This window comes from Janthinobacterium paucivorans (assembly GCF_051380805.1).
Lineage (GTDB): Bacteria > Pseudomonadota > Gammaproteobacteria > Burkholderiales > Burkholderiaceae_D > Janthinobacterium > Janthinobacterium lividum_D.
The window spans coordinates 50,202-74,302 of sequence record NZ_JBNYXR010000020.1 but is presented as its reverse complement, the minus strand read 5'-3'; the positions used below and the strand labels follow the sequence as shown (position 1 = coordinate 74,302).

Sequence of the window (24,101 nt, the reverse complement as noted above, 5' to 3'; positions counted from 1 at the left end):
CATTCCACAACGGGCCATCGGTGCCAAAACACCCATCCAGGCGCTCAAAGAATGGCAGCAAAAGAAGCCGGAACTATTCGTCAAGCGCGTTTATGATCAAACGGGACTGGACAACTAGAAGCTGTTATTCAAAACAAGCGGAAATTAAATTTTTTTGATGATCAAGACTCGCAAAAAGAAAGCATTTCAGATAATGAAAGTGAACTATTGTCAAAGAAGCTAGTAAAAGCATGGATGCAGGATCCATCGTTGGGACTAGTTCTGAGAAAGGCTATAGAAATATTCCCGTCTCCATCTCTGGTTGAGGATGTAATTGAAGCGATCTACATAAGAACAAGCATTGCAGAAAATTCTGATATTTTAACTGCTGCAATGATGGATTATTTATTAGCCGATTTATTTAGATGTTGTGTTGATTTTAATGGTTATTTTCAAAAAACTGATTGCCCCAAGTCTTCGGCTCCCGAAGATTTACTTGATTTAGTTTCAATGTACGCTCAACGCATTGTTGTTTCTGAAAATGTTCCGCAATTTTTATTAAGGCAAGCTTTACTGCTATTGGCAACGCAGAAAAAACCAATTCTCCTTAAAAATTCTGAAAATTCGATTCAGAGTAGTCTTCATGCGATTTTGGCAGGTTCGCCGCCGCCGTTTAAATCCACAAGACTTGCTCTATTTGAAGTTGCCGCTCAAATTACTGGGCGCTCTGATACATTTGCAATGCTTTTATTGCAAAATATTAATAATTTAGACGCTGATAAGAAATATGAAGCACTTGAAAGTGTGGCAAAAAGAGGTGGTGATTTTTGGTTTAATATTTGGAGCCGTCTAACGAAAAGCGGCGATACCTATTTGATTAGACGATTGGATTGGGCTTCTCCTGTTTTATCAAGCGATTTAAAATCTAGACGGCAGAAGCTTTCAAAAATTATTGCTTCGGATAAAAATGGTTTTCAACATGAGTCATCGCTTATAAAACTTGCCCTAGGATTAATAAATCTTGTTGAAAAAGAATGGAACGGAATTTTCTTATCTCCTCGTGATATCTCCGTAACTCAAGTTGGTCAGCAACTTACATGGAATGAGCTATGGGTGCCAGAAATAGATAGCATTGAATGTCAAATCATATCAAAGCCTTCTATATTTGATCCGCGTTTTCAGGCACCGCCGTGGATTAACCAAGAAAATCAAGAACACTTGATGATTTATTGGGTTGGATCAATTCTCCGTGCTGCAGCGGTAGGGGGAAGTGATTTTACCGGAAATATATGGAAAGGAAAATCAATTGTCGGATATAAGGGACTGAAAACGGGGTGGTATAAACGACGAATGGGAATGATGCATTCATCTGAAGTATTAGTTGGAAACTATGCCACTGTGTCTGGATGGTTTTCTGAGTTACTGATGAAATGTCTACAATGGCCTGGATTTGAATCTACATTCCTTCAAAATGAAGATATATCTGAAATAGAGGGAATCAGTAGTTTAAAAAATAAACTTCGTGAAAGACTGGCACTGCTTGATAAGTTGTATTGCTCAACTTCCCGCTTACCTGCACTCATCACTTCTGTAGATCGTAGTTCGATATCTAAGAGACAGTCATTCAGGATCGTTGTTGTTCAACAATTATTGCCTAGGGACGAAAAATTCTCAATAAGCGATCCAACCTTAAGTTTGCCTAGGGCAAGAGCTGAAAACAGATCTCATTTGGCTAGAATATGTCAATTGACATATAAAACATTGAGTACAAAACTTGAAGCTGACAATGATATTGCCTCATCTGGCGCTGACTTAATTGTATTTCCTGAGGTTTCGATTCACCCGGATGACCAAGATTTGATAAAGCGATTAGCAGATAAAACTAAGTCTATCGTTTTTGCTGGACTTATTTTCAACAGTCACAACGATAAATTGGTAAATGCTGCAAGATGGTTTATTCCAGATTATCGTCCTTCAGGGCGGCAATGGATAATTAGAGATCAAGGGAAATTCAATATGACTAAGGAGGAACAAATACTTGGCATTGCAGGATTCCGCCCTTGTCAGCATTTAATTGAAATTGTTGGGGGTGAGGAAGGACCAATAACAATGAGTGGTGCTATTTGTTATGACGCCACTGACTTAAAGCTTGCAGTGGATTTAAAGAATAAGTCTGATCTTTTTGTTGTTTGTGCTCATAATCGAGATGTTAATACATTCGACACTATGGCTGCTGCATTAAATTATCATATGTATCAGCATGTTGTTGTAGTGAATAAAGGGGAGTATGGCGGTTCAACAATTCAGGCTCCATATAAGGAACGTTATGATCGGCTGGTAGCTCATGCCCACGGAGTTGACCAAATATCTATACACATCGCTGATCTTGATTTGTCTGCATTTAGACGAAACCATAAATTTTATAAATCTGTAAAAACAAAACCAGCAGGCTAAGAATTTTTTATTTAATGCATTAAGATTTAATAATTAATCAACATAAGAGGTGAAAATTGAATGAAATAATAGGAAATTGCCAGAAGAGCGTTTTGGAGAATTGGGCTTTTATAGCCACGATTGCTGTACCTGTGATTGCCATATTGGCCGGGGCGGTCGCGGTTTGGCAAATAATCGCAAGTGCCAAGGCTCAGCGCAGGAGCACAGCCTATGCTCTTTATCAGCAATATTTGACTTTGGCAATGGAAAATCCTGAATTTGCGCATGGCGATCAAATAGAAATTACTAAATTTTCTGATAGATATAGAAAATATAAATGGTTTGTATCTAGTATGCTTTTGTGCTTCGAGGAAATATTGATATCTTGCCCAAAAGAATCTGATTGGGAAAATAATATACGTTCTCAGTTAAGTCGACATACTTGGCACCTTTACAAATCACACTCTGTTAATTCGGGGCATTGGAAAAAAGATTTGATGAGATTGATAGATATGGAAGTAGAGAAATCTAGTTATCGGGGACACATTTCTTCAAAAGGAAGTGGTGAAATTTGCTTTAAGTTAGCAAATTAGATTTTCACTTCTAGTGTTTTATTAAAAAACCAGCTCATTGATATAAAGTGGATTCTTGTGATGTCAATCCTATGACTTTCATTTTGCGGAAAGGCTTTGGCTATGTGTTAATAGTGGATTCGAAAAACATAACCTGACTTATACGTCAAGGCATCGAATTTACGAAAGTATATCGTTTTTTTGCATTTGTTAAATTGATGCTATTAGTACTATGGTTTAAGAATTACAGGAATTTTAGGCTACAATTTAGGCTACAGTTCAGTGGAAATCAACGGCAAACAATGGCAAATAACGGAAAGTTATAGTTCTTAAAAATCAATGAGTTAGGTATTTTTTAGCGGTGAAATGCTGGTTTCGGACGGGGGGATATGGCGGACTCATAATCCGTTGGTGCCGTGTTCGACTCACGGGAGGCCCACCAGAATTTCGCAGCAATAGATCAAGCCCCGGCGGGTGACTGCCGGGGCTTTTTTCATGCTGCCGTACAATCGCGGCTTGCTGATTGATGAAAGATGAAACGAGATGACGGCTGAAGTGAAGATTGACGATATCGTGCTGGGCGATGGCAAGGCGGCGGCGCGTGGTGCCCTGATCACGGCCCATTACCGGGGCTGGCTGGAAGACGGCACGGAGTTTGACTCGTCGCATAAGCGGGGTGAGCCTTTTCGCTGTGTGCTGAGCAATAACAAGGTCATCCAGGGCTGGATTGTGGGTTTGCAGGGCATGCAGGTCGGTGGCACGCGCAAGCTGTGGGTGCCGGCGGCGCTGGCGTATGGTGAGCGCCAGGTGGGCTTGATAGCGCCACATTCCAACTTGATCTTCGAGATTGCATTGTTGGAAGTGCTGACGCGCGATTGATGTGCTGCGTGCCGCTGCCAGCGTATGTCAGGTGCTGCGCTGGTGCAACATCAAGCTTGTTTGCGCTCGATTTGCATCGCGTCCAGCGCTGGCACGATGTCATGCAGGCTGGCCACTTCATAGGTGGGCAAGGCGGCTGAGGTATTGGCCAGGCCATCCGGATTAAACCAGCAACTGTCGATGCCATAGCGGTTGGCACCGAGGATGTCGGCGTCCAGCCGGTCGCCGATGATGATCGATGTTTCCTTGCTGAAGGTGCGCGCCATCTTGGTCGCATACTCGAAGAAGCGCACGTCCGGCTTGGCGTGGCCGCATGCTTCGGAGGTGGCGACGAAGGAGATGAAGTCGCTCAGGCCGGAGGCGGCGATGCGGCGGTTTTGGATGGATTCGACGCCATTGGTGACGATGCCCACTTCGCCGATACGCGACAGCGTTTCGCACACTTGCTTGGCGCCATCGATCAGTACGACCGTGTCCGGCAGCGATTCCAGATACAGACGGCTGGCCAGTTCTGGAGCGAGGTCTATGCCGCTCAGTGCAAACGTTTTGCGGAAGCGCTCCACTTTCAGGAAGTCCTTGCTCACGTCGCCCGTTTCGAAGCGTTTCCACAGGTCGACGTTGATCGTCTGGTATTGCGCGAACAGGGCCTCGATGTCGTCGCGCAGCCCCAGTTCGTGCATGGTGTGCAGGAACGAGCGTTTTTCGGAAGCCTTGAAATCGAGCAGGGTATCGTCCAGGTCAAGCAGGAATAGCTGGTAGGTCATGGTATGTGTTGAATTCGTGGAAATTTGTCTTGCATCGTAGCACGTAGCGACGCGTTCGGTTGGCCATCGCCTGCGCGCGCGATCCGCTACAATCGCTGTCAGACTCGTCACTTTCACTCAATACCTGCCCATGACCCAGCTCTCCGTTAACGTTAATAAAATCGCCCTGCTGCGTAATTCGCGCGGCCGCAATTTTCCCGACTTGCTCGCGTTTTCCGAGCGCTTTCTCGACCTGGGCGCCGCCGGCATCACGCTGCACCCACGCCCTGATCAGCGCCATGCGCGCTACGACGATGTTGCCCCGTTGCAGCGCCTGTGCGCGCAGCGGGGACGCGAGCTGAATGTGGAGGGCTATCCGACGGCGCAGTTTTTGGATGTGGTGAAAAGCGCGCGTCCGGCGCAATGCACGCTGGTGCCCGACATGCCGGGCCAGCTGACGTCCGACCACGGCTGGGATATTGAACAGCATGCGGCGCTGTTGCGTCCCGCCATTGCGCAATTGAACGACCTGGGCATCCGCGTCAGCCTGTTTGTCGATGCCGGCTACTCTGCACTGGAGTGGGCGCGCGAGGTGGGGGCGGCGCGCGTGGAACTGTACACGGAGCGGTTTGCCGACAGTTACGGCAGCGCGCAGGCCGATGCCGTATTTGACACGTATTTGCAGGCGGCGCGGCGGGCACAGGCGCTGGGCCTGGGCGTGAATGCCGGGCACGACCTCGATTTGCACAACCTGGCGCGTTTCCTCGACATACCCGGCATCCTGGAAGTGTCGATCGGCCACGCGCTGGCGGTTGAATGCCTGGAACTGGGCATGGAAAAGGTACTCGGCCGCTACCTTGAGATATGCCAATCGTAGGATGCTTGGGCGACGACGCTGGCCAGCCGCTGCAGTCTGAGCGGGGCTGGTAGGAGCACAGCCTTGTGCCATGGTCCTGCCTGGTGCACGAGCATGCTTACCTATCTACCCACCAGTGGAGCAAGGTTTCATCATCGTCGTCATCGAGGTTGGCGTAGATATTGGAGAAGTACCATTCCACGCCCGTCGCCGTGCGGAAGGCGTCGAAGGGGCCGTTGACGTTGTAGATGCCGTGGTGTCCGGGCACGCTGAAGGTGAGATTGCCGTTGTATTGGCCATCCATGGTGCCGCCCAGCTGGCTTTGCACCTCGCGTTCGAGTTGCTCCACTGCTTCTTGCGGCACGTCGTCGGCGTAGATCTGGATGCAGAAGTTGCCACCGCGCTTCAGTACTTCGGCGGGGGCGAGCGGGTCGGCGATGCTGACGATGTCGCCGCGCGCCAGGTTCAGGGTCAGGCCGGGCGAGGCCAGTAGTTCGTAGACGTGTTCGTCAATCTGGCGTGCCGGCAGGGATTCATACACGGGGCCGTTTGTGTTCTCTCCTGCCAATACGCGGATATGCGGCAAGCCTTCGCAATTGATGTCTTCCATTCATTCTTTCATCGTGCCTGCGCCTTGCGATGTGCGTCGCGCCAGGGGGGATGGCAACATTGTACCGGCTACTTGCCAGTTGGCCGGGTACGGCCGGTGTATCGACCATTTGCCGCTGTTGCGCGTATTCCAGGCGCGCCTTTGTGCCCAAGTACCACGCGTTTGACGCTGCCCGGCCTGCAGCGCTTTCCAGAATACGGAATATAGAAAAAGCACGCCGCAGCGTGCCTTGAGCGCGCGCCTGGCGGCCGATATGCCAGGCCGAAGAACCCGCTTAGTAGCGATAGCTGAGGCTGATGCGCAGTACTGGGTAGGCCTTGAAATCCTTGACCTTGTCGGCCAGTTTGCCGTTTTCAGCAGCCACGTCTGTTTTCAACGCAGCGCACACCAACGGGTCGCAGCCGCTGTTGCTCAGCGCCGTCTTGGGCGCGCCCTGGAACAGGACACCGATGTCGCTGGAAATACCCCAGCCAGCCTCTTTCACAGCATTGCCCCAGCCGATGCCAATGTAGGGCGCGACTTTACGAAAATCGATGGTGCCGTCCAGCTGGCCCGCACTGGCCGCCGTGTAGGTGTTGCCGTTCAGTGTGTAGCTGCCAGTCTTGTTCGGTTTACCCTTGGCATCGATTTTATTGCCGTTATACACCACGCCTGCGCTCACGCGGAAGGCGCCGTCCATGGGGAAGTAGTCGAGCAGGGCATCGAAGGTTCGCAGCTTGAGTTTCAGCTGGTAGTCGACATCGTCGGTGCTGGAGTTGTAGGAGTAGTTCAGGAAGCCAACGCCAAAACGGGCATTCAGATTCGATTGCAGTGGTACGCTCAGGTGCGCGCCGACGCCAGTCGTACCCAGGTCGGCCGTGATGCCTACTTCCGCCTGGGCTTGGCTTGCACAGAATATGCCAGCCAGCAAGGCGACAATCATAGGGGGCTGTTTCATGCTGACGCTCTCCAGTTGTTAGTCAAGCCACGTAGTAAATAAGCCGATGAAAGTCAGTATTTCCATGCTGTAATTTCTATGGGGATCATAGAGGCTGAAATGGTGCAAGGCAAGACTGGCGTTGCAAGGTGTTGCTTTCCTGTCGCAACGCCCTGCAGTTGTGTACTTCGTGCTGCTTAGTTCGGTGCGCTGATGCCGTTGCGGAACTGCTCGAAACCGGCACGGGCGGCCTTGTAGCAATTGCCGGCGGCCGTTTCCAGGCCTTCTCGGTCAAGTACCTCGACCGTGCCGCGGCGGTACTGGATCAAGCCCTCGTCCTGCAGCTTGCGCGCCGTGACGGTAACGCTTTCGCGGCGCACGCCCAGCATATTGGCCATGGTGTCTTGCGTGACCTTCAGCTCGTTTGACAGGGAACGGTCAAGGCGGTCCAGCAGCCAGCGGCACAGTTTCTGTTCGATGCTGCAATGACGCCCGCCCACCACGTTCTGTGCCATTTGCGCAAACATGGCGCTGGTGTAGCGCATCAGCAATTGCGCCAGCGCGCCGCCTTCATTGAACACTTCGCGCAGGAACGTGGTTTTCAGGCGATAGCCGTAGCCAGCGGTTTGCACGATGGCGCTGCAGGTGGCGCGCTCGGCCTCGTACAGCACCACGCCAGCGACGCCTTCGCGGCCGATGACGGCGATTTCGGTGGTGGCGCCGTCTTCCATGACATACAACAGGGAAACGATGGCATTGGTAGGGAAATACGTGTATTCAATCTTGCCGCCGCAATCGAATAAATGCTTGCCGGCAGGTAAGGCGACCAGTTCCAACTGGCAAAACAGGCGTTCCAAGTCGGCGCGCGACAGGGCGCGCAGTAATTCGTTCTGTTGCGCGCCCGTGATGCTGATCATCGGCGTTGCCCGCGCGGCGAGCCAGTTGTGCTGGGCGGCGGCGTGGCTATTTGTTGCTGGTGTCAGGTTGCTATAAGCTTTGTACATGGTAGGGCCTCATCTTATGATCTTGTTGGATGGCGCTGCTTTTCTGGCTTGCTAGCGTTGTGCTCAATCTGCTATTCACTATAGGACCCGGGGACGTGGATGGGCATCAGATGAGCCGACGTGCTTATGTAGGCTAGGAACATTGCCTCGTGTCATCCGACTCCTACGCACGGCTTTTCATTTTTCTGCGATTGGAAACAACGGTGGCTGCGAAAAGTGTGATGTGCAGCGCGCCAGGCACGAATTTAGGCCGCAGGCAGCAGGCAAACCACGCTGCGTGCTACGACGACGGTGATAAAATGTTGGCACGAAGAAATTTGACGCGCGTTTCGATAGGAGATACGGCGCCTACTCTTCAGTCTTACCCACTTCCGCTTCCTCCTGCGACGCTTGCCATGGTCGCCTCACTGCCCGCCCCGAGCCTGTGCCGCTGTGTGCGCCTGTCTTGTCCCGTATGTCCGCCTAATGAAGAAAGCAACACATGAAATGGTTTTTTGATTTGAAAATCGCCACCAAGCTGATTTTGTCGTTTGGTGCCGTGCTGTTGTTGACGGCGGCTTTGGGCGTGTCGGCGATCTTTTCCATGGCACGCATCAATACCGCGTCGACGGATCTATCCGCCAACTGGATGCCCAGCGTGCTGGCAGCCATGTCCATGCGCAGCGATGTCAGCGATTTTCGCCGTTGGGAACTGGCGCATATGCTGGCCGCGCAGGATGCCGACATGGCATTGAATGAAGCGCGCATGACGCAAACGCAGGCCAAGTTGAAAGCCGATGGTGACAACTATCGACGCCTGATTTCGGAACCGGGCGAGCAAGAAATCTTTGATCGCTTCCTGGCGCTCAACGATGAATTCATGCGCTTGCACGCAAGCATGTTGAGCCTGTCGCGCGAGATGAAAAAGGAAGACGCGCGCGCGCTGGCTGTAGGGACGTCGGCCAAGGTCATGACAGAGATGATGCTGGTCCTCGATAAAATGGTGTCCATCAATACGGACGGCGGCGCGCGCTCGAGTGCCAGTGCCGATGCCACGTATGCGGCCTCGCGCGCCAGCCTGATCGGCTTGCTGGTCGGCGCCGTCGTCATCGGCATATTGCTGGCGCTGTGGGTCGCGCGCAGCGTGGCGCGTCCGCTGATTGCGGCTGTCGGCGTGGCGCGCCAGGTGGCGGCCGGCGACTTGACGGCGCATATTGTTGTGCAATCGAAAGATGAAACGGGGCAATTGATGCAAGCCCTGAAAGACATGAATGCCAGCCTGCAGAACCTGGTAGGCCAGGTGCGTAGCGGCACTGATAACATCGCCACGGCGTCGAGCCAGATTGCCGCTGGCAACCAGGATTTGTCGTCGCGCACGGAGCAGCAGGCCAGTTCCCTGGAAGAAACGGCCTCATCGATGGAAGAGCTGACTTCGACCGTGAAGCAGAATGCGGACAATGCGCGCCAGGCTAACACCATGGCGCTGAGCTCGTCGAGCATCGCCATTGAGGGTGGCAAGGTCGTCAGCGAAGTGGTCGGCACGATGGCGTCGATCAATGCGTCGTCGCGCAAGATCGTCGATATCATCGCTGTCATCGACGGTATTGCTTTCCAGACCAATATCCTGGCCCTGAATGCCGCCGTCGAAGCTGCGCGTGCCGGCGAGGATGGACGCGGCTTTGCTGTCGTGGCCACGGAAGTGCGCAACCTGGCGCAACGCTCGGCAGCGGCGGCCAAGGATATCAAGGTCTTGATCGGTGATTCCGTCGAGAAAGTCGAGGCGGGCTCAAAACTGGTGGACCAGGCGGGCCGCTCGATGGATGACATCGTTGCCAGCATTACCCGGGTGACGGACATCATGAGCGAGATCACGGCTGCCAGCAGCGAGCAGAGCGTCGGGATCGAGCAGGTCAACCAGGCCATCGCTCAAATGGATCAAGTGACGCAGCAAAATGCGGCCTTGGTGGAAGAGGCGGCCGCGGCGGCCGAAGCCATGCAGGAGCAGGCGGCCAGCCTGAGTGCCGTGGTGAGCATTTTCAAGCTCGACGGTGCCAATGCTGCCATGAGCGTGCCGCGCGCGCGCGTCAAGGCGCCGGCAGCGGCAACGCGTCAATTGTCCGGTACAGCGCGTGGTACGGCGCCAGTAGATGAGTGGGAAAGCTTCTAATGTCGCTCAATTAAGCTAAATTAAGCGCTTTTGCGCGGTTTCTGGATGCCGTTGCTGGCGCTGCTGCCGTGCCCTCAATCGGCGTTGGCATGGGCGCTGGTATCGATGGTATTCGGGCTTGCCATCGCTGGAACGCTTTTTGCTCGAAAATCACGGTTTCCGTGTACAGTTGCGGTGAATTAGGGTATCGTTTACAGCACTGATATTGTATCTTCTGCGCGCGATGTTCCGCCGGCGCGATCTCCGCCGCCATCGCAGCACATCTCTTCGACGCTCCCGCATACGCCCTACAGCATGTCCCGGAGCACGGAGGTGCCGCAAGAACGATGATCCATGGCTTGCAAGACGGAGCTGCCTGTGCCCCGAAATGTTGTTTATTGAGAAAGCATGGCTTCCGCAGTGCGGAGGCACACCAGAAAATTTATGTCTGAAACCGAATCGACTCCTACGCCCAGTCCGGCGATTGCCCCTGAAGCTGCGCCCGTTACCGCTGCACCCGCACCCGCACCTGCCGCACCCGTTGCCCCTGGCCTGACTTTTGCTGACTTTGGCCTCGCGCCTGAAATCCAGCGCGCACTGACCGATCAAGGCTACACCCACCCGACACCGATCCAGGAACAGGCGATTCCCGTGGTGCTGCAAGGCCGCGATGTGATGGGTGCCGCGCAAACGGGCACCGGCAAGACAGCCGGCTTTTCCTTGCCGATCATCCAGTTGCTGATGGCGCATGCCAGCAGCAGCATGTCGCCGGCCCGTCATCCGGTGCGCGCGCTGATCCTCACGCCGACCCGAGAGCTGGCGGTGCAGGTGGCTGAAAACGTCAAGGCCTACGCCAAGCACACGCCGTTGCGTTCGACGGTCGTTTTCGGCGGCATGGACATGAAACCGCAAACCGTCCTCCTGCGCGGGGGCGTGGAAATCGTCATCGCCACGCCGGGCCGCTTGCTCGATCATATCGAACAAAAAAACATTAGCCTGAGCCAGGTGCAGATGCTGGTCATGGATGAAGCGGACCGCATGCTCGACATGGGTTTCTTGCCGGACTTGCAGCGCATCATCAACTTGCTGCCGAAACAGCGCCAGAACCTGATGTTCTCGGCGACGTTCTCGCCAGAAATCAAGAAGCTGGCGGCAACTTTCCTCAACGATCCGCTGACGATCGAAGTGGCGCGCAGCAACCAGACGGCCGACAAGGTCACGCAAGTGGTCTACAAGGTGAGCGAAGACCAGAAGCATGCCCTGGTTGCCCATCTGCTGCGCCAGCGCGACCTGAAGCAGGTCATCGTATTCTCGAACACCAAGATCGGCGCCTCGCGCCTGGCCCGCGTGCTGGAACAGGAAGGCATGAGCGCCACGGCGATTCATGGCGACAAGAGCCAGCAGGAACGCATGGCGGCGCTGGAAGCGTTCAAGAAGGGCGAAATCGACGTGCTGGTCGCCACCGACGTGGCCGCGCGTGGCCTCGATATTTCCGACTTGCCGTGCGTCATCAACTTCGACTTGCCCTACAACGCCGAAGACTATGTGCACCGCATCGGCCGCACGGGCCGCGCCGGCGCTTCGGGCGACGCCATTTCGATTTATTCGGATAAAGACGAGCGCTTGCTGGCCGATATCGAAAAACTCATCAAGCAAAGCATCAAGCGCGGTGAATTGACGGGCTTCAATCCCGCTCCCGCCCGCAGCAGCGACAGTGAACGCCGTCCGCCGCGTCGCAGCGAAGGTGGCGAAGCGCGTCCCGTGCGCGCGCCCGAGAGCCGCCCGGCTGGTGACAGCCGCGACAGCCGCTCGGTCGAGCGTAGTGCGCGCCCTGCCTTTGGTCCCGGCGCACGCCGCGAAAAGGCCGATCCCTGGTTCCTGAAGCCGTATGAGCCAGCCAAGGCGGCAGCCCCGGCTGCCGCCAGCACGGCGCCGGTCGCGGCCAAGCCGAAGCAGAAGGTGGCGGCCTTGCTGGGTGGGTTGCTTAAATAGCAAATCTAGGTTGGTGTGAAGTATGAATAGCGAAACCGCTGGGGGATCGTTGCCGGCGCTTTTTTTGTTTCTGACCCGTGCTTGAATAGGTGTTTAGATTCGTGGGATCATGTACCCATGCGTAGTCCTGATTATGTTAATGATTCCGAACTCGATGCCAAGTTGTTAGTCTAAACACCTAGGGCGGTTAATTATTCGGGAGAAATCATGGCGATTAATCCAGTTCAGTTTCAGAAAGGCTTGTCTCTTGGGCAGTTCATGAGGGACTACGGCACCGACGAGCAATGTGAAAAGGCGCTGGAAAAGGCCAGGTGGCCAAGTGGATTCAAATGCCCGCGTTGCCAACACGCCTACGCTTACGAGTTTCAGCGCAAATGCAATCGATACTGGCGATGCAAAGCGTGCCGCTACCAGAGCAGTCTGCGTGCTGGCACGATCATGGACCATGGGCGCCTGCCGCTGACGACATGGTATCTTGCGATTGACCTGATGACGCAGTCCAAGACCAATATTGCCGCGCTGGCGATGATGCGCCAGCTGGGAGTGTCGTGGAAGGCGGCATGGCTGCTCAAACACAAACTGATTCGGCAACCTCAAGATTACGTTGTCCGGCCCGCACCAGGCCTTCGGCTTTGCCAAGTATTCTTATCGCTATCTTGCTGAAGTTCAGTATCGGTTCAACCGGCGGGACAACTTGGCTGCGCTGGTATCAAGGCTCGCAGTTGCTGCCACGCAAACAAGGCCGTGTCCGAAGAAAAAGATTCTGCGGCCGTCTGAGGTATGGACATAATCAGGTGCGTAGTTGGCTACTCTTTAAGGCCAGTCAAGTTTTGCGTACAATGTTCCAATCTGATCTTTTACTGGTAGCCTGATGGTCCAAGCTCTCCACAGCCAAGCGCGACCGACCCACCTGATCCGCGAGGAAATCAAGAAATCGACGTTGCCACAAGCCGAACTGGCGCGACTCTACAGCGGTACGCGGCAAACGATTCGCAAATGGCAGGATCGCGACAGTCCGGACGATGGTCCGCATTGTCCAAAGACGCTGAAAACGACGCTCACGCCAGAGCAGGAACTGGTCGTGATCGAACTGCGCAAAACCTTGATGCTGCCCACCGACGACCTGCTGGCGGTCACGCGTGAGTTCATCAATCCAGCAGTCTTGCGCGCTGGTCTGGGGCGCTGCCTGCGCCGCCATGGTGTCTCCAGCCTGCTTGAACTTGCTACCTGGGAAACCGACAAGCCCGTCACCAAAAAGTCGTTCAAGGACTACGAGCCCGGCTTTTTGCATATGTATATCAAGTACTTGCCGCAGATGCCCGCCGAAACCGAACGCCGTTACCAGTCCGACAGCAGCAGCACCGACTTCCTGATCAAGCTCAACAATGCCTGTCCGATCACCATCGTCGAGCTGCTCACCGACAATGGTCGCCAGTTCACCGACCGCTTTACCAGTAAGAAAAAAGACCCGGAAGCGGGCGATCGGATGCCTAGTGGCAAGCACGCGCTTGACGTGCTGTGCCAGCAGTTGGTGATAGAACATCGCCTGATCCCGCCACGTCATCCACAGACCAACGGCATGGTTGAACGCTTCAACGGCCGCATCAGCGAGGTCGTCAACCAGACGCGCTTCGCGTCCAAGGACGAGCTCGAATCAACCCTGCGCATTTATCTGAAAATCTACAATCACAACATTCCACAGCGCGCGCTGAATAACGAAACGCCGATTCAGTCGATGAAGAAATGGCAAGCTAAAAAACCGGAATTATTTGTTAAACGCGTTTATGAGCAAGCGGGTCTTTATAGATATAAAGTATTAGCTTTCCTCACGCAGGTGCAGTACAAGCATGTGCCGCAGAATCGAGCATGCAATCCGGCATTATAGAGGGCGGTATGGGCTATGCTCGCACGTAATTGTGACAAGGTGTAAAACCATGCAAGACGGTTAGAAAATTGGCGGCGGTGCATATATTATGCACGACTGGAAGACATTATCTGAAAATGTCGCACTGGTGTTTGTTGTGAGCGCGGACTGCCGTCACTGGTGTGTGGGATGGGTGTGGTGGAGGGGCTGCGGTGCTTGTGTCTTACCGCAGAAGCACCATGCGAGGCTGCCAAGCACATCGCCACTCATCGCGTCATTACTTGCATATTTGAAATCATTTTTCCACATGCGATAGTCTATTTCTGCAGGTAATTTGCGTTTTTTGCCGTTGTTGTCGTGCTGATTTAGCCTTCACTACATAGCGGAATGTGGTTTTTTAGACGAGAATTCTGTATTTTTAGCAAGACAATAATGTTAAAATGGGGGAGTGTGTTTTTTAAAAAGCAATTAGAGTTATCTTGCGTAGACATCATCCAGTACACTCTTATCTCCCTTGAGTACACGCCCACTTTGATGTGGGGATGTGTCATAGATTGTTAGGTTGACAAAGTGGCTGGTTGTAAAGCTCAGGCTCTGGACTACTTTGAGCTTGTTTCAGTTCCTGTTCTGAGGCGCGTCAATTTTTTTTGCTCTGTCCAAGCTAGTGTAAATGGATGTCCGGCTGAGTCTCGGGCAATCGCCACTTTTTCCTTCTCATGGTTAGTGCAATGTGCTATCGAGTCGCTCTGGTGGGTGCGGTGCCGATTTGCTAATGATGTCGGTAATCGGCGAGCATGTTGCGTTTGTTTAATCCGTTATTCTCATTCAATTTATATTAAAAAATGTTATCAGATAAGTCTATTCTTATTACCGGCGGAACGGGTTCGTTCGGCAAGGCCTTTGTCAAAACGGTGCTGGAGCGTTATCCGACCATCAAGCGCCTCGTGGTATTTTCGCGCGATGAATTGAAACAGTTTGAAATGGCGCATGAGTTTTCGGATGATAAGTACGCCGGTATCCGTTACTTTATCGGGGATATCCGCGACGAAGCTCGCCTGCGTCGCGCGCTCGAAGGTATTGATATTGTGATTCATGCTGCAGCGCTGAAACAAGTGCCGGCGGCGGAATATAACCCGTTTGAATGCATCAAAACCAATGTGCTGGGTGCGCAAAATCTGATCGAGGCTTGCCTCGATACCAAGGTACAGCGTGTCGTTGCCTTGTCTACTGACAAGGCTGCCGCCCCGATCAATCTTTACGGCGCTACCAAGCTGTGCTCGGACAAGCTCTTCGTTGCAGCAAATAATATCGTTGGCCATCGCGATCTGCGTTTCAGCGTTGTCCGCTACGGTAATGTCATGGGCAGCCGCGGTTCGGTGATTCCATTCTTCCTCGAGCGTCGCGCGACGGGCGTCCTGCCGATCACTGATACTGCCATGACTCGCTTCAATATCAGCTTGCAAGAGGGCGTGGACATGGTTCTGTGGTCGCTCGAGAACGCCTGGGGCGGCGAAGTGCTGGTGCCGAAAATTCCTTCCTATCGCATCACTGATGTGGCTGAAGCAATCGGTCCAGAATGCAGTTTCCCTGTTGTCGGCGTGCGTCCAGGTGAAAAAATTCATGAGGAAATGATTACTTCCAGCGACAGTTTCAATACGGTTGATATGGGCAAGTATTACGCCATTCTGCCGATGGGCGCCAAGTATTCGACGCAAGAGTACTGCGATAAAATGGGTGCCAAATTGGTGCAGCCGGGTTTCTGTTATGACAGCGGCAGCAATACCGATTTCCTGAGCAAAGAACAATTGCGCGAGTTGATCCAGGCTCACGTTGACCCTACTCACACAGCGTAAAATATGACGATGATTCCTTACGGTCGACAGGATATTTCCGAGGCCGATATTCAGGCTGTCGTCGATGTCTTGCGCTCTGACTTTCTGACGCAGGGGCCGGCAGTGCCGGCGTTTGAGCAAGCGCTGGCTGCATATTGTGGTGTGTCCCACGCGATAGCGGTCAATAGCGCGACGAGTGCCTTGCATATCGCATGCCTGGCATTGGGTGTCGGCCCCGGGGATCTGGTCTGGACCAGTCCAAATACCTTTGTTGCCAGTGCTAATTGCGCCTTGTATTGTGGCGCCGATGTCGACTTTGTCGATATCGATGCGCGCACCTACAATCTGAGCGTTGAGGCCTTGGCGCGCAAGCTGTCACAGGCGAAGTTGGCCGGGCGTTTGCCGAAGGTGGTCATCCCCGTGCATTTGACGGGGCAGCCTTGCGATATGCTGGCCATCCATGCATTGGGGCAGGAATATGGCTTCAAGATTATCGAAGATGCTTCGCATGCCATCGGCGGCAAGTATCGTGGCGAACCTATAGGCAATTGTCGCTACAGCGACATTACCGTCTTCAGCTTTCACCCTGTTAAAATTATTACCAGTGCCGAAGGCGGCATGGCGACCACGCAAGATGCACAGCTGGCGACCAGCCTGCAGCAACTACGCAGCCATGGCATCACGCGCGACCCTGAGCTGATGACACATGCGCCTGATGGTGCATGGTATTACCAGCAGGTCACGCTCGGCTACAACTACCGCATGACCGATATGCAGGCAGCGCTTGGTTTGAGCCAGATGACGCGGCTCGATGCATTCGTGGCCCATCGCCATGTGATGGCGCGCCGCTATGATGCCTTGCTGGCAGATTTTCCTGTCATCACGCCATGGCAGCATCCTGACGGTTATTCGGGCCTGCACCTGTACGTGATCCGCCTGCAAACCGAGCGCTTGACGCAGACGCACCGCGACGTCTTCGACGCCCTGCGCGCGCAATCGATAGGCGTCAATCTGCACTATATTCCCGTGCATATCCAGCCTTACTATGAGGCAAAAGGCTTCAAGTCTGGTGATTTCCCGGAAGCGGAACATTATTATTCGCAAGCCATCAGCCTGCCCATGTATGCCACCCTCACGGAAGAGCAGCAAGACCGCGTTATCGAGGCCTTGCGGAAAGCGCTGAGATGAAAATCGGCTTGGGCGCAGTTCAGTTCGGGCTCGATTATGGCATCGCCAATACGGCAGGCAAGGTAAGCGAAGGGGAAGTGGCGGCGATTCTGGCCGCTGCGGCCCAGCTGCAATTGACATTGATCGATACGGCGGCACTGTATGGCGACAGCGAGGCGGTGCTCGGCCGCACGATGTCGCCTGCCTCGCCTTTCGATATCGTGACCAAAACACCGCAGTTTGCCGGTTCGACGCTGAGCGAACTAGCGGCGCAGCAACTGGAAGACAGCCTGCACGCTTCGTTGCGCAAGCTGCAGCGTCGCAGCGTTTATGGCCTGCTGATCCACCGCGTCGACGATTTGCTATTGCCCGGCGGAGAAGTGCTGATGGCGCGCATGGCGCTGTTGAAGCAGCGGGGCTTGGTCAGCAAGATTGGCGTGTCCGTCTATACCGGGCAGCAGATTGATGCCGTACTGGCGCGCTTCCCGATCGACCTGATTCAGCTGCCTATCAACGTGCTGGACCAGCGCTTGCTGCATAGCGGACATTTGCGCAAGTTGAAACAGGCCGGCGTCGAAATACATGCTCGTTCCGCTTTCCTGCAAGGCTTGCTGCTGATGGCACCCCACGAATTGCCTGCCCATTTTGACGGTGTGCGCGAGCATTTGGCTGCCTATCATCGTTTTATTGCCGGGCAAGCTTTGACACCGCTGCAAGCCGCGTTGGGCTTTGTGACTGGACTGGAAGAAATCGACCGCGTGATATGTGGCGTCAATTCCGGAATGCAATTGCATGAAATATGTGCGGCGGCCGGACACGCGGTGGCAGGCACTGCGCGCGCCGACTATGATGCATTTGCGCTCAGCGACGAATTGTTCGTTAATCCCGCCTTGTGGCAGCATTCAAAGGAGAAATCATGATATTGGCAATATTGCAAGCCCGTGTTTCGTCGTCGCGGCTGCCAGGCAAGGTGCTCAAGCCCTTGCTGGGCGAGCCGATGCTGCTGCGTCAGATCGAACGTTTGCGCGACGTGCGCCAGATCGATCAATTGCTGGTGGCAACGAGCCGCGAAGCGTCCGACGACCCGATTGAAGCATTGTGTGTGGCCAACGGTATTGCTTGCTTCAGGGGTGATCTGAACGACGTGCTGGAGCGTTTTTACCAGGCCGCACATACCTTTGCGCCCGAGCATATAGTGCGTCTGACGGCCGATTGTCCGCTGACTGACCCGGCGCTGATCGACGAGGTCATCGCGTTCTATTTGGCAGGCGGCTATGACTACGTGAACAACAGCTTGGAGGCCACTTACCCGGATGGCCTAGATGTGGAAATTTTCCGTGCCTACTGCTTGGACGAGGCGTGGCGCGAAGCGCGTCTGCCGTCGCAACGCGAACACGTCACGCCATTTATTCACCAGCAAGCCGAGCGCTATAAGGTGGGCGTGTACCGTAACGCCACGGATTTGTCGCACTTGCGCTGGACGGTAGATGAACAGAAGGATTTCGAACTGGTCTCCATGATTTATGATGAACTGTATCGGAAAAATACGCGGTTTTCAATGCAGGATGTCCTATCCCTCCTTGACCAGCGCCCCGAATTAGTAAATTGGAACACTATGTATAGACGTAACGAGGGATATAAAAAATCGCTCGATGCCGATGCTATATCGACTACCCTCCCCACTATAGAGAACTAATATGTCTACACGCTATCAACGCTCTGAAGAGTTATTGGAACGCGCCCTTAAAACGATCCCGCTCGGATCGCAGACTTTCAGTAAGAGTAAAACCCAATTTCCATTGGGTGTTTCGCCCTATTTTATTCAACGTGGCAAGGGTAGTCATGTATGGGATGTCGATGGTAATGAATACATCGACTTCATCAGCAGTTTGGCATCGATCACCCTTGGCTATAACGATGCGGATGTAAACAATGCGGTCAAGGCGCAAATGGAGGAGGGCGTAATTTTTAGTCTTCCGCATCAGATTGAAATGCAGGTTGCGGAAAAAATCTGCGAAATCGTTCCTTGCGCCGAGATGGTGCGTTTTGGCAAGAATGGTTCCGATGCTACCGCCGGTGCGATACGCCTTGCACGCGCGTATACTAATCGCGAACACGTAGCCGTGTGCGGCTACCATGGTTGGCAGGACTGGTACATCGGTTCGACCGCGCGTAACCGCGGCGTCCCCGCTGCCACGCGCGAACTGACGCATACCTTTGTCTACAATGACCTGGCTTCGCTGGAAAGGCTGTTTGCCGACTTCCCCGAGCAGATCTCGGCCGTGATGCTCGAGCCGATGAATGTTTACGCACCGGTGGAAGGTTTCCTTGAAGGCGTCAAGGAACTGGCCCACAAACACGGTGCGCTGCTCATCTTTGATGAAACCATTACTGGATTCCGCTACGCCAATGGCGGTGCGCAAGAGCTGTTTGGCGTCACGCCCGATCTCGCGACGTTCGGTAAGGGCCTGGCGAATGGTTATCCGGTATCTGCCATCGCTGGCCGCGCCGATGTCATGAAGCTGATGGAGGAAATCTTCTTCTCGTTCACCTTCGGTGGCGAAACGCTGTCGCTGGCGGCGGCTTTGGCCACGATGGAAAAATTGCAGCGCGAACCTGTCGTGGCGACGATCAAGAAACAAGGCCAAAAAATTATCGATCGTCTCAACGCTATCATCGTTGCCAATGGGGCCGAGCATATCATGAGCGTCGCCGGACATTCGAGCTGGAGTTTCGTGCTGATCAAGGATGCTGGCTCGTATACGCAATGGGACATCAAGACCTTGTTTATGCAAGAAATGCTGGCGCGCGGAATATTGACGTTTGGTTCACATAATGTCAACTATAGCCATAGCGATAGCGATCTGCATCAATTGTTTTCCGCATATGAAGAGGTTATTCCCATGCTCGTTAATGCAGTGAGAGATGACACGCTGGAAGGACTGTTGCGTTGCAAGCCACTTGAACCTTTGTTTAAGGTGCGATGAAAAGATCTATCGTCATTCGCACAGATGCTTCGGTGCAAATGGGAAGTGGGCATGTCATGCGGTGCGCCACACTTGCTGATGAACTTAGAGCCAATGGCGCTAGCGTAACTTTTATTTGCCGAGATTTTCCTGGCAATTATATTGACTGGCTATCGTTAAAGGGATATGAGGTAATTCGACTTACATCCTCCAGTGTCAGACAAGACACGGGGGGAGACTATCCTGCGCATTTATATTGGCTGGGTGTGCCGTTGCAACAGGAAATTATCGAAGTCAGCAGCGTATTGTTACAACGGCCTATATCCGATTGCATAATTGTTGATCATTATGCTCTTGAACTGGAATGGGAACGGCAGATTGCCAAGTTTTCCCGAAAAATGATGGTGATCGATGACCTTGCCGATCGTCAACATGATTGCGATATATTGCTGGACCAAAATTATTATTACGACATGCAATCGCGGTATGATAATTTGATCCCTTTGACATCCACGAAGTTGCTTGGTCCTGCCTATGCTTTATTGCGTCCTGAGTTTATCCGGATGCATAATCACTTAAGGCTACGTGATGGGACTGTAAAGCGGATTATTGTTTTTTTGGGGGGGGCAGATCCTGCCAATGAAACAAGTAGTGTTATTCATGCCCTGCGTATGCTGAAACGTGCAGATCTTGAGGTGGACGTGGTCGTTGGTGCAAGCAATCCACATTGTTCCTTGATCCAGGCGTTATGTGAAGAAACGGAAAATTTTGAATATCACTATCAGATAGACAATATTGCGGAATTGATGCTGGCTGCTGATCTGGCTATCGGTGCAGGTGGTTCCACATTATGGGAACGCGGCTATCTTAGTTTACCGAGTTTGATCATTATTCTGGCGAAGAATCAGGAAAGTGCTGCTCGAGATCTGGAAAAAATCGGCGCATTGAAAATAATTGGAGAGTCTGGAAAGATATCTAGTCGTCAAATATATGAGATCTTGAATGACTACATTGATAAGAAGGATATACTTTTAAGTATGTCTAAAATTAGCAATTCCTTGGTCGGTCATGGCGCAAAAAAAATTCAAGAAACCATCTTTACTACTCTTTGCTAATTAAATATGCCATCTTTTGTCGATTATAGTTTAAGAAAAATTAAGCCTTCGGATCGTGATTTATTACGAAATTGGCGTAATAAAGATATTATCCGGAAGAATATGTATACGGACCATATTATTGGTGATCTGGAGCACAATAAATGGTTTGAAAAGGCGTTGCTTGATACGATTAATCAATATTTTGTTTTTGAATATCAAGCAAGGCCAGTTGGCTTTGTTTCTTTTACAAAAGTTAATGTTTCGGACCGTCGATCTGATTGGGCATTTTATCTCGGTGAGACAGATGTTCCAAAGGGTTCTGGTTCGGCAATGGAATATTTTGCATTGGTGCAAGCGTTTGAGGTTTTAAATTTCAGAAAGCTGTGTTGCGAGGTATTTTCTTTCAATCAATTGGTTCTCAATTTACATAAAAAATTTGGCTTCCAGCAGGAAGGTTTTTTCAAGCAGCATATGAAAAAATCTGAATCATTCCAGGATGTCGTGGCGCTTGCCTTGTTCGACACGGAATGGGCTGCCAGTAAAAATACTCTCTTCAACCGTTGTTTTCGGTGATAACTATGAAAATTAAAGATAGAAATATTGGTTTAGGTCATGCTCCATTCGTTATCGCCGAAATGTCTGGTAACCATAATCAATCGTTGGAACGCGCGCTGGAAATCGTCGAGGCTGCTGCCAGAACCGGTGCCCATGGTTTGAAGATACAGACTTATACGCCCGATACCATGACCTTGGATATTGACGAGCGGGAGTTCCACATCAGTGATCCGAATAGCCTATGGTCCGGTACATCGCTGTACAAGCTGTACGGTGAAGCGTACACGCCTTGGGAATGGCACGCACCGATCTTCAAGCGCGCGCGTGAGCTTGGCATGATACCGTTCAGTACACCGTTTGACGATACTGCAGTCGACTTCCTGGAAACGCTGGACATGGACTGTTACAAGATTGCATCGTTTGAAAACACCGACTTACCGTTGATACGCCGCGTGGCAGCCACTGGCAAGCCCGTGATTATTTCCACGGGCATGGCAACCGTTGCCGAACTCGACGACACTGTGCGCGCGGCGCGCGAGGCCGGTTGCCGCGATTTGATCCTGCTCAAATGCACCAGCACTTATCCTGCCACCGCCGCAAATACGAATATTTTGACGATTCCTCACTTGCGGGAATTGTTTGGCTGTGAAGTCGGCCTGTCCGATCATACGATGGGTGTAGGCGTGTCGGTTGCTAGCGTGGCGCTGGGTGCCAGCGTGGTGGAAAAACACTTCACCTTGAGTCGTGCCGACGGCGGCGTCGACAGCACATTTTCGATGGAACCGGCTGAAATGGCGCAGTTGGTGGTGGAAACCGAGCGCGCCTGGCAAGCACTGGGGCATGTTGCTTACGGTCCGACTGCGGCTGAGAAGAAGTCTCTGCAATTTCGTCGTTCGCTGTACGTTACGCAAGATATCAAGGCCGGTCAGATGTTAACCAGGGAAAATTTGCGAGCGATCCGTCCTGGCCTCGGCCTGCCGACCAAATTCATGGATGTTTTTCTGGGCAAGTGCGTGACCAGTGATGTATCGCGCGGCACCCCTTTGACCTGGGACCTGATTGGTTAGGCGTCGTACTCCCCTTGCTCAAATAGCCCTGACGCCTGCATCTGTTACTGGGCGTGCATCAAGCGAGATTGCTATTGTTTATTAATAAAGTATCAGAATTTTAGAAGAGTAATATTATGAATGTGACTGTCATAGGCACGGGTTATGTTGGCCTGGTCAGCGGTACCTGTTTTGCGGAGGTTGGCAACAATGTGCTGTGTCTGGACCTGGATATAGAGAAAATCCGTATCCTGAATGAAGGCGGCATTCCTATTTTTGAACCACATCTGCTGGAAATGGTACAGCGTAATATCGCTGCCGGGCGTCTGCAGTTCACCACCGATGTCAAGAAAGCTGTTGACCATGCTGCACTGCAATTTATCGCTGTCGGTACGCCTCCAGATGAAGATGGCTCGGCCGATCTGAAGTATGTGCTTGCGGCTGCGCGTAGCATTGGTCAGCACATGCACAGTTACAAGGTGATTGTCGACAAATCGACTGTGCCGGTAGGCACGGCCAGCAAGGTTGCCGCTGTTATTGCAGAAGAATTGGCTTCGCGTTCTGTCGATCTTGCTTACAGTGTCGTGTCGAATCCGGAATTCTTGAAGGAAGGCGCTGCCATCGACGATTTCATGCGTCCTGACCGTATCGTCGTCGGCGCCGATGATGAGCAGGCTATCCATCTGATGCGTGAGTTGTATGCGCCGTTCCAGCGTAATCATGAGCGTCTGATCATCATGGATGTGAAGTCGGCCGAATTGACCAAGTATGCTGCGAACGCGATGCTGGCCACGCGTATTTCCTTTATGAATGAGCTGGCCGATTTGTCCGAGCGTCTCGGTGCTGATATCGAGTCGGTGCGCCTGGGCATGGGGTCTGATCCTCGCATCGGTTATCACTTTTTGTATCCAGGTTGCGGCTACGGCGGTTCCTGTTTCCCTAAAGATGTGAAGGCCCTCATCGGCACAGCCAAGGAGCACCAGCAGGATTTGCAGATATTGAATGCGGTGGAGTCAGTCAACAATGCCCAAAAACATATGCTGACAAAAAAGATCAAGGCTCGTTTTGGCGCTACTCTTGAGGGCATGCATTTCGCCATCTGGGGCCTGGCCTTTAAGCCGAACACGGATGACATGCGTGAAGCACCGAGCCGGGAACTGATCGCCGATTTGCTGGCGGCCGGTGCCGTGGTGAGCGCATACGATCCCGTGTCCTTGCATGAAGCCAAGCGAATTTATGCCGGGCAAGAAGGCATCACTTTTGCAAAATCGCATTTGGGCGCCCTCGATGACGCCGACGCCTTGGTAATCGTGACTGAGTGGAAGGAATTTCGTAGCCCTGATTTTGCTGTGATTAAAGAAAAGTTGAAAACACCAGTGATCTTTGACGGGCGTAATATTTATGAGCCAGCGATGGTGCTTTCGCATGGTTTTGAGTATTTTCCTATTGGCCGTCGGGTATAGTA

20 protein-coding genes and 2 pseudogenes are annotated in these 24,101 nt (G+C 52.6%); 18 read left to right on the top strand and 4 right to left on the bottom strand.

What is annotated here, in order from left to right; all coding sequences use genetic code 11:
- From ACQ4V8_RS20255 to ACQ4V8_RS20240, 4 genes and pseudogenes are all read left to right on the top strand, one after another.
- Positions 1-118 (top strand): annotated as a pseudogene (locus ACQ4V8_RS20255) (IS481 family transposase); the annotation flags it as partial.
- A gap of 89 nt (positions 119-207) precedes the next feature.
- Positions 208-2,433 carry a carbon-nitrogen hydrolase family protein gene (locus ACQ4V8_RS20250; protein WP_436572089.1) on the top strand — a complete coding sequence of 742 codons (2,226 nt, stop codon included), beginning with the start codon at positions 208-210 and terminating at the stop codon, positions 2,431-2,433.
- Positions 2,434-2,489: 56 nt separating this feature from the next.
- Positions 2,490-3,005, top strand: a complete 516-nt coding sequence (locus tag ACQ4V8_RS20245; protein WP_436572088.1) for a hypothetical protein — start codon at positions 2,490-2,492, stop codon at positions 3,003-3,005.
- A 522-nt stretch (positions 3,006-3,527) separates the two neighbouring features.
- Complete coding sequence (locus tag ACQ4V8_RS20240) at positions 3,528-3,863, top strand: FKBP-type peptidyl-prolyl cis-trans isomerase (RefSeq protein WP_010401140.1); 336 nt, start codon at positions 3,528-3,530, stop codon at positions 3,861-3,863.
- Positions 3,864-3,913: 50 nt separating this feature from the next.
- Here ACQ4V8_RS20240 and ACQ4V8_RS20235 read toward each other — a convergent pair whose 3' ends face one another.
- Positions 3,914-4,627, bottom strand: a complete 714-nt coding sequence (locus tag ACQ4V8_RS20235; protein WP_436572087.1) for a YjjG family noncanonical pyrimidine nucleotidase — start codon at positions 4,625-4,627, stop codon at positions 3,914-3,916.
- A gap of 130 nt (positions 4,628-4,757) precedes the next feature.
- Here ACQ4V8_RS20235 and ACQ4V8_RS20230 point away from each other — a divergent pair, with 130 nt between their 5' ends.
- The gene (locus tag ACQ4V8_RS20230) at positions 4,758-5,483 is read left to right on the top strand and encodes a pyridoxine 5'-phosphate synthase (protein ID WP_436572086.1); all 726 of its coding nucleotides are present in this window, start codon (positions 4,758-4,760) and stop codon (positions 5,481-5,483) included.
- A gap of 97 nt (positions 5,484-5,580) precedes the next feature.
- On the opposite strand, the gene ACQ4V8_RS20225 is transcribed toward ACQ4V8_RS20230, so the two are convergent.
- From ACQ4V8_RS20225 to ACQ4V8_RS20215, 3 genes are all read right to left on the bottom strand, one after another.
- Complete coding sequence (locus tag ACQ4V8_RS20225; protein WP_436572085.1) at positions 5,581-6,072, bottom strand: DUF4265 domain-containing protein; 492 nt, start codon at positions 6,070-6,072, stop codon at positions 5,581-5,583.
- A gap of 274 nt (positions 6,073-6,346) precedes the next feature.
- Positions 6,347-7,009 (bottom strand): hypothetical protein, encoded by a 663-nt coding sequence (locus ACQ4V8_RS20220; RefSeq protein ID WP_436572084.1) that lies wholly within the window; start codon positions 7,007-7,009, stop codon positions 6,347-6,349.
- A gap of 176 nt (positions 7,010-7,185) precedes the next feature.
- Positions 7,186-7,992: a Crp/Fnr family transcriptional regulator gene (locus tag ACQ4V8_RS20215; RefSeq protein ID WP_128089158.1), complete on the bottom strand. Its 807-nt coding sequence runs from the start codon at positions 7,990-7,992 to the stop codon at positions 7,186-7,188.
- A 481-nt stretch (positions 7,993-8,473) separates the two neighbouring features.
- Between ACQ4V8_RS20215 and ACQ4V8_RS20210 the strand changes: the two genes are divergently transcribed.
- The 13 genes and pseudogenes from ACQ4V8_RS20210 (at position 8,474) to ACQ4V8_RS20150 (ending at position 24,099) form a co-directional block, all read left to right on the top strand.
- Positions 8,474-10,138, top strand: coding sequence for a methyl-accepting chemotaxis protein (locus ACQ4V8_RS20210; RefSeq protein WP_436572083.1), 1,665 nt, complete (start codon positions 8,474-8,476; stop codon positions 10,136-10,138).
- A 423-nt stretch (positions 10,139-10,561) separates the two neighbouring features.
- Positions 10,562-12,109, top strand: coding sequence for a DEAD/DEAH box helicase (locus ACQ4V8_RS20205; RefSeq protein WP_436572082.1), 1,548 nt, complete (start codon positions 10,562-10,564; stop codon positions 12,107-12,109).
- Between the two features lie 207 nt (positions 12,110-12,316).
- Positions 12,317-12,899 (top strand): annotated as a pseudogene (locus tag ACQ4V8_RS20200) (transposase).
- Between the two features lie 81 nt (positions 12,900-12,980).
- Complete coding sequence (locus ACQ4V8_RS20195; RefSeq protein WP_436572081.1) at positions 12,981-13,994, top strand: integrase core domain-containing protein; 1,014 nt, start codon at positions 12,981-12,983, stop codon at positions 13,992-13,994.
- Between the two features lie 821 nt (positions 13,995-14,815).
- The gene (gene pseB / locus ACQ4V8_RS20190) at positions 14,816-15,826 is read left to right on the top strand and encodes a UDP-N-acetylglucosamine 4,6-dehydratase (inverting) (protein WP_010401124.1); all 1,011 of its coding nucleotides are present in this window, start codon (positions 14,816-14,818) and stop codon (positions 15,824-15,826) included.
- Between the two features lie 9 nt (positions 15,827-15,835).
- Positions 15,836-16,993, top strand: coding sequence for a UDP-4-amino-4,6-dideoxy-N-acetyl-beta-L-altrosamine transaminase (gene pseC, locus ACQ4V8_RS20185; RefSeq protein WP_010401122.1), 1,158 nt, complete (start codon positions 15,836-15,838; stop codon positions 16,991-16,993).
- Complete coding sequence (locus ACQ4V8_RS20180; protein WP_010401121.1) at positions 16,990-17,892, top strand: aldo/keto reductase; 903 nt, start codon at positions 16,990-16,992, stop codon at positions 17,890-17,892. Before pseC ends, ACQ4V8_RS20180 begins: the two co-directional genes overlap by 4 nt.
- A complete protein-coding gene (locus ACQ4V8_RS20175) occupies positions 17,889-18,668 on the top strand; it encodes a cytidylyltransferase domain-containing protein (RefSeq protein ID WP_010401120.1) in 780 nt (259 codons plus the stop codon). Before ACQ4V8_RS20180 ends, ACQ4V8_RS20175 begins: the two co-directional genes overlap by 4 nt.
- A gap of 1 nt (position 18,669) precedes the next feature.
- On the top strand, positions 18,670-19,959 hold the full coding sequence (locus ACQ4V8_RS20170; protein WP_029496643.1) for an aminotransferase class III-fold pyridoxal phosphate-dependent enzyme: 1,290 nt from the start codon (positions 18,670-18,672) through the stop codon (positions 19,957-19,959).
- On the top strand, positions 19,956-21,053 hold the full coding sequence (gene pseG, locus ACQ4V8_RS20165; protein WP_029496642.1) for a UDP-2,4-diacetamido-2,4,6-trideoxy-beta-L-altropyranose hydrolase: 1,098 nt from the start codon (positions 19,956-19,958) through the stop codon (positions 21,051-21,053). Before ACQ4V8_RS20170 ends, pseG begins: the two co-directional genes overlap by 4 nt.
- A gap of 6 nt (positions 21,054-21,059) precedes the next feature.
- A complete protein-coding gene (pseH, locus tag ACQ4V8_RS20160) occupies positions 21,060-21,608 on the top strand; it encodes a UDP-4-amino-4,6-dideoxy-N-acetyl-beta-L-altrosamine N-acetyltransferase (RefSeq protein WP_010401116.1) in 549 nt (182 codons plus the stop codon).
- A 5-nt stretch (positions 21,609-21,613) separates the two neighbouring features.
- The gene (pseI, locus tag ACQ4V8_RS20155) at positions 21,614-22,657 is read left to right on the top strand and encodes a pseudaminic acid synthase (protein ID WP_029496641.1); all 1,044 of its coding nucleotides are present in this window, start codon (positions 21,614-21,616) and stop codon (positions 22,655-22,657) included.
- Positions 22,658-22,773: 116 nt separating this feature from the next.
- Positions 22,774-24,099 (top strand): UDP-glucose dehydrogenase family protein, encoded by a 1,326-nt coding sequence (locus ACQ4V8_RS20150; RefSeq protein WP_010401113.1) that lies wholly within the window; start codon positions 22,774-22,776, stop codon positions 24,097-24,099.
- The last annotated feature ends 2 nt before the right edge of the window (positions 24,100-24,101 follow it).